Raw genomic sequence first — 14,895 nt, forward strand, 5'->3', positions numbered from 1 at the left:
CCCTCAATATAGAAGTGACTCGCAATTGAGCAAATCGAAAGGCATAACGAAGGACCGCACATGTGGCGCAAAAACCTGTGGGAGCGATCTGATTTTTTCAGCCAAGCACCTCGCGCATGCGATACCACAACATACCCAAGGCCAGGAGTGGCGAGCGCAGGGCGCGACCTCCGGGGAAGGTCATGTGCGGCACGGCGCTGAACACGTCGAAACCCTGGCTGTGTCCGGCATGGATCGCTTCGCCCAGCAACTTTGCACACCAGTGGGTCACGTTCAGGCCATGGCCGGAATAGCCCTGGGCGTAGTACACGTTGGGGTACTGACCCAGGCGGCCGACCTGCGGGAAACGATTGGCGGTGATGCCGATCTTGCCACCCCATTGATAGTCGATGCGCACATTGGCCAGTTGCGGGAAAACCTTGAGCATCTGCGGGCGCATATACGCGGCGATGTCCCGTGGATCGCGCCCGGAATAATGGCAGGCACCGCCGAACAGCAGGCGCCGGTCCACCGAGAGTCGGTAGTAATCCAGGCCGACTTTCTGGTCGCACAGCGCCAGGTTGTGCGGGATCAACTGCGCAGCCAGCTCCGGCGACAAGGGTTCGGTGGCGATGATGTAGCTGCCCGCCGGCAATACCTTGCCGCTGAGTTTCGGTTCGAGTTCTTCCAGGTGCGCATTACAGCCCAGGACCAGGCTGCCGGCGCGTACTGTGCCGGCGGCGCAGCGCACCTGCACCGTGCTGCCATGGATCAATTCCAGCACCGGGCTCTGCTCGAAAATCCGCACGCCCAGGGATTGCGCGAGCTGAGCTTCGCCCAGTACCAGATTCAGCGGATGCAGGTGCCCCGAGCCCATGTCGATCAATCCGCCGGCATACAGGTCCGAGTTCACGACCTGTTGGCTGATGTGCCCGGGTTCGACCAAACGGGTTTCATGGGCATAGCCCGACTCGATCAGCTGCGCGTGTTCGGCCTTCAGCCCGGCGTATTGCGCCGGGGTGTTGGCCAGTTCGCAGAAGCCCCAGCGCAAGTCGCAATCGATGCCGTGCTCACGGATGCGCCGGCCGACCAGTTCCACCGATTCGACGCCCGCGCGTTCCATATAGCGCACGCCTTCGGCGCCGACATAACGGGCAAATCCGCTGACGTCATGGCCGATGCCACGAATCAATTGCCCGCCGTTACGCCCGCTGGCACCCCAGCCGATCCGCCGGGCCTCGAGCAGGATCACCGAGAGCCCGCGCTGGGCCAGTTCGATTGCGGTGTTGACGCCGGTAAACCCGCCACCGATCACGCAGACATCGGCCACCAGGTCTTCGGCCAGGGTTGGGAAGGGCGCCAGGCCATGGGCCGAGGCGGCGTAGTAGGAGTGGGTATGTTCCTGGGTGTACTGGTTCATTGGTTGGACTTCACTTTGCTCCAGGAACGGGTCATCAGACGCATGATCGACTGCGGTGGCGTGGTCGAGATATAGAGCTTGTCGAGGACTTCCTGGGACGGGTAAACCTCTGGGTTGTTGACCAGCTCAGCGTCCATGTACTGCTTGGCGGCGGGATTCGGGTTGGCGTAGCCCACCGAGGTGCTGACCTTGGCGATCACTTGCGGGTCGAGCAGATAATTGATGAACGCGTGGGCCTCTTTCGGGTTGCCGGCGTCGGCGGGAATGGCCAGCAGGTCGAACCACAGGTTGCTGCCTTCCTTGGGAATCGCGTAGGCGATGTTCACGTTGTTGTTGGCTTCCTTGGCCCGATTGGCGGCCTGGAACACATCCCCCGAGTAACCGAACGCGACGCAGATGTCACCGTTGGCCAGGTCCGAGACGTACTTGGAGGAGTGGAAGTAGGTGACGTACGGACGGATGCTCAGCAGCTTGGCTTCGGCCTTTTTGAAGTCCTCGGGGTTTTCGCTGCGTGGGTCCATGCCCATGTAGTTGAGTACCGCGGGGAACACTTCATCCGCCGAGTCCATGATCGACACGCCGCACTGGCTGAGCTTCTTGATGTTTTCCGGTTCGAACAGCACCGCCCAGGAATCGATGTGGTCGATGCCCAGCACCTGTTTGACCTTGTCGACGTTGTAGCCGATGCCGTTGGTGCCCCACAGGTACGGCACCGAGTGTTCGTTGCCTGGATCGTTTTTCTCCAGCAATGCCAATAATTTCGGATCGAGGTTCTTGAAATTCGGTAGCTGTGCGCGGTCCAGTTTCAGGAACGCGCCGGCTTTCACCTGGCGGGCCAGGAAGTGGTTGGACGGCACCACCACGTCATACCCGGTACGCCCGGCGAGCAGTTTGCCTTCCAGGGTTTCGTTGGAATCGAAGACGTCGTAGATCACCTTGATCCCGGTCTTGGCCTGGAAATCGGCGAGGGTGGTTTCGCCGATGTAATCGGTCCAGTTGTAGACGCTGACCTGTGGCTGGGCCTGGGCAACGGCACTGCACAGGGCTGCCAGGGCGAGCGGGACCATGGATTTCAATAGACGCATATCGACACCTCTTGGAATTATTGGTTTTTTCAGGTGATTCGTTGGTTCGCTTTTTTGTGGGAGCGAGCTTGCTCGCGATGAGGCCAGTAAATTCAACATCTCCGTTGGCTGACAGACCGCCATCGCGAGCAAGCTCGCTCCCACAGGGAGGGTGTGTGCTGTTAGACGCTCAGCAACAGAAACTCCCGCTCCCACGAACTGATCACCCGCTTGAAGTTTTCGTGCTCGGCGCGTTTGACCGCGACGTAGCCCCGCACGAACTTGCTGCCCAGGTAGCGGCCGATGGCGTCGCACTCTTCCATCTGGGTCAGGGCGTCTTCGATGGTGATCGGCAGGCGCAGGTTGCGGCGTTCGTAGGCGCGGCCCTGCACGGCAGCGCTTGGCTCAATGCCTTCGACCATGCCGATGTAGCCGCACAGCAGGCTGGCGGCGATGGCCAGGTACGGGTTGGCGTCGGCCCCCGGCAAGCGGTTTTCCACGCGCATCGCCTCCGGGCTGGAGGTCGGCACGCGCAGGCCGACGGTGCGGTTTTCTTCGCCCCATTCAACGTTGACCGGTGCCGAGGTGTCCGGCAGGAAGCGGCGGAACGAGTTCACGTTGGGCGCGAACATCGGCAGCACTTTGGGGATGTATTTCTGCAAACCGCCGATGTGGTGCAGGAACAGTTCGCTCATGTTGCCGTTGTCGTCGGCAAAAATCGGCTTGCCGGTGGCGATGTCCACCACACTCTGGTGAATGTGCATGGCGCTGCCGGGCTCGTCGCCGATTGGCTTGGCCATGAAGGTCGCGGTGACGTTGTGCTTGAGCGCGGCTTCACGCAGGGTGCGCTTGAACACGGTGATCTGGTCGGCCAGGTCCAGCGCGTCGCCGTGCCGGAAGTTGATTTCCATCTGCGCCGGGCCGTCTTCGTGGATCAGCGTATCGAGGTCCAGGCCTTGCAGTTCGCACCAGTCGTAGACGTCTTCGAACAGCGGGTCGAATTCGTTGGCCGCGTCGATGGAGAACGACTGCCGACCACTTTCCGCACGACCCGAACGGCCCAGCGGCGCCTTGAGCGGCAAGTCCGGGTCTTCGCAGCGTTGGGTCAGGTAGAACTCCATTTCCGGCGCCACAATGGGCTTCCAGCCTTTATCGGTGTACAGCTGCAGGACTTTTTTCAGCACGTTGCGCGGCGACAGTTCGATGGGGTTGCCGAACTTGTCGAAGGTGTCGTGAATGACAATGGCAGTCGGTTCGATGGCCCATGGCACCACATACACCGCATCGGCGTCGGGCTTGCAGACCATGTCGATATCGGCAGGGTCGAGCAGGTCGTAGTAGATGTCGTCGTCGACAAAGTCCCCGGTTACCGTTTGCAACAGCACACTTTCCGGCAGGCGCATGCCTCGCTCATGCAGGAACTTGTTGGTGGGTGCGATTTTGCCGCGTGCAATGCCGGTCAGGTCGCTGACGACGCACTCGACTTCGGTAATCTTGTGATCTTTCAGCCATGTGAACAGCTGATCGAAAGGGACATTCATAAAGACCTCGTTATTGGTTTTATTAACGCCAGGAGCCGCCGGTTTCATCTGCCGGGCACTTCCCCTGTAGCGCGTTGACGACTATCTTGGGCGAGCCTTGCGGTTCCATCTATCCACTTTAAGCAGCACAAAGCGCACCAAAAGAGTGCGCGAGAACGCCCCATGACAGCCTCTAAGACAGTGCGCGATTCACTCCAGGTTCAAGCCTTCAATACCGAAGATGTCGCCGAGCAAATCCGCGCCACACCGGGTTGGATCCAGCATTACCAACAAATGTCGCCGGGGCATTTCGCCGGGTTGGTGCGCTATCTGGACTTGCAGGGCGTGGAGATTTACGAAGAGTCGATGAACACCCGGGTCGAGCAGAATTTCAGCGCGCCGCAGGGGTCGCTGGCGTTCTGTTTCGATCGCAGCGACAACGCGCTGTACGTGTTGAATGGCGAAAGCCGCAACATCTGGATCACCCCGGAGAACTACCAGGAAATCGCCGTGGTGTTCGGCCCGGAGTTTGTCCAGCGTCACAAAATGGATGTCGCCCGACTCGAAGGGCTGTTCATGGCGCCGCTCAATTCGCAGCAGAATGCGCTGTTCAGTCGCTGGCTCAGCGGCACGTTGACGCGGTTGTCGCAGACCTTCGATCCACCGAGCCGTGAAGCCCTGACCCAGCAGTTGCTGGATGACTGCCTGTTCATTCTTGACAACGCTTGTGTCTGTCTCGATCAAGGCGCGCTGCAACGCCGGGCCGGCGAGCGGGCGATCATGAAACGGGTAGGGGAATGGGCGGCGGACACGCCGGAAGAGCACCTGAATTTACTGGAGCTGTCCCAGGTCGCCGGGGTTTCACTGCGCCAATTGCAACATGCGTTCAAGACCTACACCGGCTTGGCGCCAACCCAATGGCTGCGCCTGCGCCGCCTCAACAGCGCGCGCCGTGAACTGCTCACCCGCACGCCAACGCAAACCACCGTTGCCGAAGTGGCGATGCACTGGTCGTTCTGGCATTTGGGACGGTTTTCCAGCAGCTATCGCGCACTGTTCAAGGAGTTGCCGAGTGACACCTTGAAACGCGCAAGCACCGCTCAGCCGATGACTCGCGGGCGGCGCTAGAAGGTTGGCGGGGTAATCACCCAGATCACCACCGCATCCACCTCGCCGGGGTTGCCGTAACGGTGCGGTTCCTGGCTGGAGAAGCTGAAGCTGTCGCCTTCGTTGAGCTGGAAATAACGCTCGCCCACCCACAGTTCGAAACTGCCCGACAACAGGTAACCGGCTTCTTCGCCTTCATGGCTGTAGCTTTGCTGGCTATAGGTGCCGGGCGGGAAGCGTGAGTGGAGCATTTCCAGCTGACGGTTGGGGGGTGGGGTCAGTAACTGATCGACGATGCCATCCTCGTAATGCACGCTCAGGCGACTGTTCTTGCGCACCACCACGCCGTCGTCTTCGGGATTGGTGTTGGCTTCGCTGGCGAAGAACCACTGGATGGTCACGCCCAGGCTGCGGGCGATGTTGAACAGCGCCGGGATCGATGGATAGGCGAGGTTGCGTTCCAGTTGGCTGATATACCCGGCGGTGAGTTCGCTTTGCTGTGCCAGTTCGGCCAGGGTCATGCCCCGGCGTTTGCGCAAGCCACGAATGCGTGTACCGAGAAAGTGCGGTTCGGCGCTGCCGCTTGCGGGCTGTGTGGTGCTGTTGGTGCTCATTGTGAATTCCGAACCGGGGGAGGGGCTTATCCACAATCCCTGTGGGAGCGAGCCTGCTCGCGAAAGCGCACTGTCAGTCAACATTGATAGCGACTGGCATGACGCCTTCGCGAGCAGGCTCGCTCCCACAGGAGGCGGGGGTTAGCCGTTTAGGTCCCGGAGTATAAACAGGCTTAAAGCTCCCACGCGACTTTCAGCCCTTCATAGATCGCTTCTTCGGCGGTGCGCGGGGCCAGGCAATCACCGATGCGCCGAAATTCCACCAGGCCTTGCAGTTCATCGCCGAGGGTGTCCACCGGCTGATGTCCCTGGCACAGCACCAACGTATCGATGTTTTCCAGCAACATCGGCTCGCCGCTGGCGGTGTGTTGCAGGTAGACGGTGTTGTCGTCGCAACCGTACAGCCGCGCATAAGGGGTGATGGCAATCCCCAGCTTATGCAGTTCGCCGGCCAATTGATCACGAACATACAGCGGCAAGCTCTCCCCGCAATGGGTACCGTTGACCGCCAGTTGCACCTGATGACCGGCGCGGGTCAGGCGCTCGGCGATGCCGGGGCCGATCCAGTCGCAGCGCCAGTCGACCACCACCACCGAACGCCCGATCCGTACCTCATCACGCAGCACTTGCCAGGCGTCCACCACCTGCAGTTCGCCGCCACGTTCGAAGGGCGGCCAGTACGGTTCGGCACCGGTAGCAACGATCACCATGTCCGGTTTTTCCTGTTCCACCAACGCGCGGTCGACCCGGGTGTTGCGCACCACGCGCACCCCGGCCAGTTCCATTTCCCGCTGCAGGTTGGTGCTGGCGCCGCCGAACTCGCTGCGCCGTGGCAGCAATTGCGCCAGCAGCACCTGGCCGCCGAGTTGCGAGCTGGCTTCGTACAGCGTCACCTCATGCCCGCGCTGGGCGGCAACGGCGGCGGCCTTCATGCCGGCCGGGCCACCACCGGCGATCATGATGCGTTTGCGGGTTGTCGCCGTCTGCCGTTGGCCAAAAATCAGTTCGCGTCCCGTTTCCGGGTGCTGGATGCAGGAAATCGGCAACCCTTTATGGAAGTGCCCGATGCACGCCTGGTTGCAGGCGATGCAGGCGCGCACGTCTTCGGCGCGGCCGGTGTCGGTTTTGTTGGGCATTTGCGGGTCACAGATCAGCGCCCGGGTCATGCCACAGACGTCGGCCTGGCCACGGGCGATGATCAACTCGGCTTCCTGGGGCTGGTTGATGCGCCCGGTGACGAACAGCGGAATGTTCAAACCGTCCTTGAAGGTCCCGGCTTCTTTCGCCAGGTACGCCGCTTCAATCGCCATCGGCGGCACGATATGCACCGCACCGCCCAGCGAAGCCGAAGTGCCGGCGACGATGTGCACGTAATCCAGTTGCCCTTGCAGCGATTGCACGGCAGCCAGTGACTCGTCTTCGGTCAGGCCTTCAGGGTCGCGCTCGTCGGCGGAAATGCGCAGGCCGATGATGAACGCCTCGTCGGTACTGGCCCGAATCGCAGCGATGACTTCGCGCAGGAAACGCAGGCGCTGTTCCAGTTCACCGTTGTAGCCATCGGTGCGGCGGTTGACCCGTGGATTGATGAATTGCGCCGGCAGATATCCGTGACTGGCCACCACCTCGACGCCATCGATCCCGGCCTGATGCAGGCGTCGGGCTGCGGCGGCATAACCGGCGACGATCTCGTCGATCATTGCCTGATCCAGCGCCCGTGGCATGACCCGGAAACGCTCGTTGGGCACCGTCGATGCGGAGTAGGCCACGGCCAGCAGGCCATCGGCGGACTCCATGATTTCGCGCCCCGGGTGGAACACTTGCGACAGCACCACGGTGCCGTGGGCGTGGCAGGTCTCGGCGATCTTCCGGTAGCCGTCGATGCAGGCATCGTCGGTGGCCATTAACACATGGGAGGTATACCGCGCGCTGTCATGCACGCCGGCCACTTGCAGCACGATCAGCCCGACACCGCCTTCGGCGCGCGCCCGGTGATAGGCGATCAGTTGCTCGTTGACCAGGTTGTCGGTGGGCATCGAGGTGTCGTGACCGCTGGACATGATGCGGTTTTTCAGGCGCTTGCCACGAATCTGCAAGGGTTCGAACAGGTGCGCGAAGGCGGGTGTCGACATGGTGCGGATACTCCAGCGGGCTGACCCGCAGGAGCGAGCTTGCTCGCGATGGACTTGAGGGCGACGCGTTCATCCAGACACCACGCGTTTTCGTTAACGTCCATCGCGAGCAAGCTCGCTCCTACAGAGGTAGCAGGTTTTGGCGTTGTTATTATTGCTCTATAGAAATTTACCGGCAGTAAAAAATCAACTTGTTTTTTTACTATGGCTTGCAGTAGTTTCGTTTCGAGCCCGCTCCTGGGGCGAACCTCACCAACAATAAAAAAGGGCCAAACGGGCGAATGCCCACCGGCACCTGCACGAGGAACCATTGATGAAATCGAACATGCTCAAGCACGGTTTTTATCCCTTGGTGTTGTCCATGGCCTTAAGCCTTGGCAACGCTCAGGCAGGATCGGATATGGTGGTGGTCGGATACGGCGGGGCCGGACAGAAGGCCCTCGACGCGGCGTTCTTTCAGCCTTTCGCCACGCTGGATCAAAGCAAGGTCATGCAGGCCGAATACAACGGTGAGATGGCCAGGATCAAAGTGATGGTCGACACCGGCAACGTCGATTGGGACGTGGTGCAGATCGAAGGCCCGGACCTGATGCGCGGTTGCGAAGAAGGCATGTACGAGCGTCTTGACTGGACGCGACTGGGGCGTGCCGAGCAGTTGATCCCCGAAGCGGCACAGGAATGTGGATCGGCTGCAATGGTCTGGAGCGTGGCGATTGCCTACGACACCGACAAACTGGCGCAAGCCCCGACCTCGTGGGCCGATTTCTGGGACGTGAAGAAAACCCCTGGCAAACGCGGGCTGCGTAAGCGTGCGGTGTACAACCTGGAATTCGCCTTGCTGGCCGAAGGGGTGAAAACCGAAGACGTCTACAAGGTACTCGCCACCCCGCAAGGCGTGGACCGCGCGTTCGCTAAACTGACCGAACTCAAGCCCTGGATCCAGTGGTGGGAGGCGGGCGCGCAACCCCCTCAATGGCTGATGTCGGGTGACGTGGTGATGACCTCGACCTACAGCGGACGCATTGCCGACGCCGCGCAAAAGGGCAGCCACCTTGGCCTGGTCTGGCCCGGCAGTCTGTACGGCATGGATTACTGGGCGATCATCAAGGGCTCCAAACATGTTGATCAGGCCAAGCGCTTCATCGCTTTTACCAATCAACCGGATGCCCAGGTCAACTATGTGAACCTGATTCCTTACGGGCCGACCAACACCCTGGCTGCCGCGCAACTGGACGACAAACTGGCCAAGTGGGTGCCGACCGCACCGCAGAACCTCAAGGGGGCGCTATCGATGAACGTCGGCTTCTGGGTTGATCATGGCGAGGAACTGGAGGAACGCTTCAACGCGTGGGCCAGCAAGTAAACGACGACGGCTGGACGTCGGTGCACGTCCAGCCGTAATGTCTGCCAGCCGATCTGCCTGGAGAACTACAACAATGAATGACCTGACTGCCGTGCCTGTGCGCAGCACCACTGAACAGCGTCTGCGCGAAGAACTGGCCGCCTGTTATCGCCTGATTGCGCATTTTCGCATGACCGACCTGATCTTCACCCACATCTCGGTGCGCCTGCCGGGGCCGGAGCATCACTTCCTGATCAACCCGTATGGGTTGATGTTCGATGAGATTACAGCTTCCAATCTGGTGAAGATCGATCTGGATGGCCGGGCGGTCGAGCCGTCGCCTTACCCGGTCAATCCTGCCGGTTTCGTGATTCATAGCGCGATTCACGGCGCCCGTGAAGACGCGCAATGCGTGCTGCACACCCACACCAAATCCGGCTGCGCAGTCGCCGCGTTGAAGTGCGGGTTGTTGCCGGTGAATCAGATTTCCATGGAGTTCTACGGCAAGGTGGCTTACCACGACTATGAAGGCGTGGCGCTGGACATGAGCGAACAACAGCGGCTGGTGGCGGACATGGGCGACAAGTCGGTGTTGATGCTGCGTAACCATGGTTTGCTGACCGTGGGCGAGACCGTCAGCCAGGCGTTCTTGCGCATGTATTACCTGGAAAAGGCCTGTGAAATTCAGCTGGCCGCGCAAGCTGCCGGGGAGCTGGTGCTGCCACCGGCTGAGGTGTGCGAACACACGGAGCGACAGTTCAATGATCCGGGGCGGCTGCTGGATGAGGGGGAGTTGAGTGATCCGGACGCCATGCAATTGGCCTGGGCGGCGTTGTTGAGATTGCTGGATCGGGCGCCGCCGGGGTATCGGGATTGATCTGGAGATTGCGTCGACCTCAAACACTGTGGGAGCGGGCTTGCCCGCGATAGCGGTGGGGCAGGCGATGAATATGTTGAAGCAGCTGACCCCATCACGGGCAAGCCCGCTCCCACAGGATCTGTGGGTGTACTCAACATTCGCTCTTGCTGTACAGTCGTTCAGCTCGCCGGAAAAACGCGAGCCCTCACGATTGAATCCAGGAGCATGTCGCCATGAATCAGGAAGCCCGTTTTTCCCGCATGGAACCGGAGTTGCGCAAGGCCAATCTGATCGAGGCGACGCTGGTGTGTCTCAAGCGCCACGGTTTTCAGGGCGCTTCGATCCGCAAGATTTCCGCCGAGGCAGGTGTGTCGGTCGGCCTGATCAGCCATCACTATTCCGGCAAGGACGAACTGGTGGCCGAGGCCTACATGGCGATCACCGGGCGCGTCATGACCCTGCTGCGCGATGCCATGGAACAGGCGGCACCCAATGCCCGTGAGCGTTTGTCGGCGTTTTTCCGTGGTTCGTTTTCCGCCGAATTGCTCGACCCACAGTTGATCGATGCCTGGCTGGCGTTCTGGGGCGCGGTAAAAACCGCCGAAGCGATCAACCAGGCCCACGATCATTCCTACGGCGAGTACCGCGCCATCTTGCGCAAGGTGCTGATGGAGTTGGCGCAGGAAGAGGGCTGGGAACAGTTCGACGCCGATCTGGCGGCAATCAGTCTCAGCGCCTTGCTCGATGGCCTGTGGCTGGAGTTGGGTCTGAACCCCGGCACCTTTACCCCGGAGCAGGGCATCCAGATTTGCGAGGCCTGGGTCGACGGTTTGCAGGCAGGTGGGCGCCAGCGATTTTTAATCAAGTAGAGCCATGTGCAGACGAGCTGCTGTTGATCACCCGTTCAGCAGTGTCTACTCTCTGGCGTTGATGCAGCAAAACACTCTAATAAGAAATACGCCTTCGGGCCATGTGCAGGACACCACGTAATGACGCCTCGGGTTCTGATCGTCGATGACGATCCGCTGATTCGCGAACTGTTGCAGGCCTATCTTTCCCAGGAAGGCTACGACGTCCATTGCGCCGCCACGGCGGAGCTGGCCGAAACTTTTCTGGCCAGCCAGAGCGTGGATCTGGTCATGCTCGACATCCGCTTGCCCGGCAAGGACGGCCTGACCCTGACCCGCGAGCTGCGGGTGCGTTCGGAAGTCGGGATCATCCTGATCACCGGGCGCAACGATGAAATCGACCGCATCGTCGGCCTCGAATGTGGCGCCGATGACTACGTGATCAAACCCCTCAATCCACGGGAACTGGTGTCCCGTGCGAAAAACCTGATTCGCCGGGTTCGGCATGCGCAGATTCCGCAACCGGTGGCGACCGTATCCAAACCGGTCAAACAGTTCGCCGATTGGGCGCTGGACACCGACCGCCGTCGCCTGATCGACCCGTCCGGCTGTGAAACCCTGCTGACCCACGGCGAATACCAGTTGCTCAGCGTGTTCCTGCGCAACAGCGGCCACACCCTGAGCCGCGATCAGTTGATGGATCAGATCCGCAATCGCGAATGGGTGCCCAACGATCGCTCCATCGACGTGCTGGTGGGCCGTTTGCGTCGCAAGTTGCACGACGATCCCGCCGAACCGCAGTTGATCATCACCATCCACGGCGCCGGCTACCTGTTCACTGCCAGCCTGGCGGCGTGATGCTTGTAGGGCGACTGCTTTGGTTGCTGGTGCTGATGGTGGGCACCACGCAGGCCGCGCAGAAGGTACGTTACTGCGATTATCCGGTGTACCCGCCGATTTCCTGGAGCGACGGCAAACAGGTGCGTGGCCTGGCGCCGAGCGTGGTGAAAAAGCTGTTCGGCGAACTGGGCTACGAGGTCGAGATCGTGGTGCTGGGCAACTGGAAACGATGCCTGCTCGACGCCGCCGAAGGCCGGGTCGACGTGGTGCTGGCCTACAGCTCCGCACAACGGGAACAAAGTATGCTGTTTTCCACGGTGCCGGTGCTGCGCGAAGAAGTGGCGTTGTTCATCAATCGCCGGCACCCGGTGAAGTTCGAACGGCTGCAGGACCTGGCCAACTACCGTGGCGGCTTGCTGTTCGGTGAAAGCTACGGCGTGGAGTTCGATCGAATGGTCGCGCAAAGCAACAACATCGAATGGGTTGCGGGCAGCCACCAGAACTTCGGCAAGCTGATTCGCGGGCGCATCGACTTCATCACTCAGGAACGCCGCACCGGCCAGTTGTACGTGGAGAACCTCCCTGGTGGGCAAGACATCATCGCTTTGCCCAATGCCCTGAGCGTGGATTACTTGCGGGTTGCGGTTTCGCGCCGTTCGCCGCTGGCCAATCGCATGCCGGACATCAACGCCCAGCTGCAACGCATGGTGGAGGCCGGCGATATCGAACGCCTGCTCAATGAGAGCGAAGTGACCTACCGTGACATGATCAGCCTGCCGGCGGGTGCACCATGATACGCGCTCGTCCCGGTGGACTTCTGCGGCGCCTGTTGCTGTTCATACTGCTGTTCAGCCTCTGCTTCACCGTGCTGGCCAGCAGCGTGCAGCTGTACATCGAATACCGCCGGGAAATGCGGGAGATCGACTCGCGCATGGAGCTGATCCGCGCCGGCTATCTGGCAAGCCTGGAGCGCAGCTTATGGGATCTGAACCAGGAGCAGTTGAACGTGCAGTTGCGCGGTCTGGTGGATTTTTCCGACGTCGCGCGGGTGCACCTGACCAGTCCGGACTATGACTTGCTGCATGGAAGCCCGGACCCGATCGGGCCGTTGCGCATCGAGCGGTTTGCCCTGGACTTTCAGCCGCCGTCCGGCCCGTTGCGCCAGCTCGGCGAGCTGGAAGTCAGCACCGACCTGGGGGCGGTGTATCAGCGCCTGTATGCCACCGGGCTGACCAGCCTGTTGTGGATGGGCGCGTTTCTTTGCGGTTTGGCGGTGGCGCTGTCCGGGTTGTTCTATCGCCTGGTCACCCGGCACCTGCAAGTCATGGCCGGTTTTGCCCGGCGTATTGCGGCGGGCGAATGGCAGGAGCCGCTGCGCCTGGACAAGCGACGCCGCGCGCAAGAGGACGAAATCGACAGCGTGGCACATGCGCTGGATGACATGCGTCGGGCGATCCTCAGTGACATCGAGCGTCGGGAAACCGATCGCCTGGCCTTGCAGGACAATCGCGATGAATTGCAGCGCAGGGTCGAGCGGCGCACTGCCAGCCTGATGCGCGCCAAGGACGAAGCCGAAGCTGCCAACCAGGCCAAATCGAGGTTTCTGGCGACCATGAGCCACGAACTGCGCACGCCGCTCAATGGCATTCTCGGCATGGCCGAATTGCTGCGCGGCGCCCATCTGGAGCCGCAGGACAGCAAGCGTCTGGATGCCTTGCACAAGGCCGGAGAGGGGTTGCTGGCGATCCTCAATGAGGTGTTGTTTTTCGCCAAATTGGAGGAGGGCGCGAGCCTGCCCGAGCCGGTGGACTTCTCGATTCGCCAGTTGCTCGACCAAGTGCTGACCCTGCTGGAGCCGAAAGCGTTGGACAACGACACGATCCTGCATTGCCGGGTCGATCAGCGGGTGGCCGATCATCACCACGGCGCCGAGCAGTTCCTGCGACAGGTGCTGAGCAACTTGCTGGCCAATGCGATCAAGTTCACCGAAGGCGGCGAGGTCAGTGTCGAGGTAGCGTTGATCGCGCAGCCTGACGAGCAGAGCGGCCAGCGCCTGCGGGTCAGTGTCACCGACAACGGCATTGGCATTGCCCCGGCGATGCAGGCGAAGATTTTCGAGCGTTTCACCCAGGCCAGCGAGGAAGTCGCGCAGCGCTTTGGCGGCACCGGATTGGGGTTGGCTATCTGCAAACATCTGGTGGAACACATGGGCGGCTGCATCGGCGTCAGCAGTGAAGTCGGGCGCGGCAGCTGTTTCTGGTTCGAACTGACCTTGCAACCGGCCAGCGAAGTCATCGGCTTGGCGCCGCTACTGGGGGCGGGTCCGGCGCTGGACATTCTGGTGGTCGAAGATGTGGCGCTCAATCGCGAGGTGGCCGAAGGTCTGTTGCTACGAGACGGCCATCGGGTGTGGCTGGCTGTCGATGCCGAGCAGGCACTGGTGCAGTGCGCCGGGCGGACGTTCGATCTGATTCTGCTGGATGTGCACCTGCCGGGGATGAGCGGCGTCGAACTGTGTGCCCGGCTCCGCAGCATTGACGGACCGAATCGCCAGACCCGTATTTTCGCCCTGACCGCCAGCGTGCAACCGGCGTTGGTGCGCGGTTACCTCGATGCCGGCATGGATGGCATTCTGTCCAAACCGCTGAAACTGGAGAATTTGCGCCAGGTGCTGGCGGGGCAGGCAACGGTTGCCGAATCCGCGTCTGATGACGAGACGATGGATTGGCCACTGCTGCAAACCCATCGCACCTTGCTCGGCGAGCAAAAGGTCCAGGGCCTGCTGCTGGTGCTGCGCAATTCGATCCTTCAGCACCGTGGCGCGCTGGACGAAGCCATTGAAGCCGACGATTGCACGGAAGTTGCGCAACTGTCGCACCGCCTGGCCGGCAGCAGCGATTCGCTGGGGTTTCGTGGTCTGGCCTCGGTCTTGCGAAGGCTGGAAACAGCGGCGCTGGGCAATGATGAAGCGCAACTGCGCAGGTTGTTACCTTCGGTTCAAGCGCATATCCAACGGTCGCTGCAAACCCTGGAACACCTGTTGCAGAGCTGATGTACAAGGTTGTTACTACTTTTTACATCTTTGATCTTTACGTACAACAGGGCCTTACATGGCTTTCCAATAATCGACGCAACCGCCGCAGCGCGGTCTTCGAAGCTTATTGGAGATAATA

The 14,895-nt window shown here is 61.0% G+C and carries 12 protein-coding genes; 7 read left to right on the top strand and 5 right to left on the bottom strand.

The features are described from left to right. Positions 1-97 precede the first annotated feature (97 nt). The 3 genes from FFS64_RS26460 to FFS64_RS26475 all read right to left on the bottom strand — a co-directional run bounded on the left by FFS64_RS26460 (position 98) and on the right by FFS64_RS26475 (position 4,004). On the bottom strand, positions 98-1,399 hold the full coding sequence (locus FFS64_RS26460; RefSeq protein WP_137807750.1) for an FAD-binding oxidoreductase: 1,302 nt from the start codon (positions 1,397-1,399) through the stop codon (positions 98-100). Continuing rightward, a complete protein-coding gene (locus FFS64_RS26465; RefSeq protein ID WP_137807751.1) occupies positions 1,396-2,484 on the bottom strand; it encodes a polyamine ABC transporter substrate-binding protein in 1,089 nt (362 codons plus the stop codon). Before FFS64_RS26465 ends, FFS64_RS26460 begins: the two co-directional genes overlap by 4 nt. Positions 2,485-2,645: 161 nt before the next feature. After that, positions 2,646-4,004, bottom strand: coding sequence for a glutamine synthetase family protein (locus FFS64_RS26475; protein WP_137807752.1), 1,359 nt, complete (start codon positions 4,002-4,004; stop codon positions 2,646-2,648). A 162-nt stretch (positions 4,005-4,166) separates the two neighbouring features. Here FFS64_RS26475 and FFS64_RS26480 point away from each other — a divergent pair, with 162 nt between their 5' ends. After that, on the top strand, positions 4,167-5,111 hold the full coding sequence (locus tag FFS64_RS26480; protein WP_137807753.1) for a helix-turn-helix domain-containing protein: 945 nt from the start codon (positions 4,167-4,169) through the stop codon (positions 5,109-5,111). Here FFS64_RS26480 and FFS64_RS26485 read toward each other — a convergent pair. Then, positions 5,108-5,704 (bottom strand): cupin domain-containing protein, encoded by a 597-nt coding sequence (locus FFS64_RS26485; protein ID WP_137807754.1) that lies wholly within the window; start codon positions 5,702-5,704, stop codon positions 5,108-5,110. The genes FFS64_RS26480 and FFS64_RS26485 overlap by 4 nt on opposite strands. 173 nt (positions 5,705-5,877) lie before the next feature. Continuing rightward, positions 5,878-7,833 carry an FAD-dependent oxidoreductase gene (locus tag FFS64_RS26490; protein ID WP_137807755.1) on the bottom strand — a complete coding sequence of 652 codons (1,956 nt, stop codon included), beginning with the start codon at positions 7,831-7,833 and terminating at the stop codon, positions 5,878-5,880. Between the two features lie 313 nt (positions 7,834-8,146). Between FFS64_RS26490 and FFS64_RS26500 the strand changes: the two genes are divergently transcribed. The 6 genes from FFS64_RS26500 (at position 8,147) to FFS64_RS26525 (ending at position 14,774) form a co-directional block, all read left to right on the top strand. Next, positions 8,147-9,196, top strand: a complete 1,050-nt coding sequence (locus tag FFS64_RS26500) for an ABC transporter substrate-binding protein (RefSeq protein WP_137807757.1) — start codon at positions 8,147-8,149, stop codon at positions 9,194-9,196. Positions 9,197-9,269: 73 nt separating this feature from the next. Further along, positions 9,270-10,052, top strand: a complete 783-nt coding sequence (locus FFS64_RS26505; protein ID WP_137807758.1) for a class II aldolase/adducin family protein — start codon at positions 9,270-9,272, stop codon at positions 10,050-10,052. Positions 10,053-10,267: 215 nt separating this feature from the next. Further along, positions 10,268-10,903 (top strand): TetR family transcriptional regulator C-terminal domain-containing protein, encoded by a 636-nt coding sequence (locus FFS64_RS26510; RefSeq protein WP_137807759.1) that lies wholly within the window; start codon positions 10,268-10,270, stop codon positions 10,901-10,903. 120 nt (positions 10,904-11,023) lie between these two features. Further along, positions 11,024-11,740 (top strand): response regulator, encoded by a 717-nt coding sequence (locus FFS64_RS26515; protein ID WP_137807760.1) that lies wholly within the window; start codon positions 11,024-11,026, stop codon positions 11,738-11,740. After that, positions 11,740-12,516: an ABC transporter substrate-binding protein gene (locus FFS64_RS26520; protein ID WP_137807761.1), complete on the top strand. Its 777-nt coding sequence runs from the start codon at positions 11,740-11,742 to the stop codon at positions 12,514-12,516. Before FFS64_RS26515 ends, FFS64_RS26520 begins: the two co-directional genes overlap by 1 nt. Continuing rightward, the gene (locus tag FFS64_RS26525) at positions 12,513-14,774 is read left to right on the top strand and encodes an ATP-binding protein (RefSeq protein ID WP_137807762.1); all 2,262 of its coding nucleotides are present in this window, start codon (positions 12,513-12,515) and stop codon (positions 14,772-14,774) included. The genes FFS64_RS26520 and FFS64_RS26525 overlap by 4 nt, the downstream gene beginning before the upstream one ends. The last annotated feature ends 121 nt before the right edge of the window (positions 14,775-14,895 follow it).

The sequence above is a fragment of the Pseudomonas sp. G(2018) genome, assembly GCF_005502415.1.
GTDB lineage: Bacteria > Pseudomonadota > Gammaproteobacteria > Pseudomonadales > Pseudomonadaceae > Aquipseudomonas.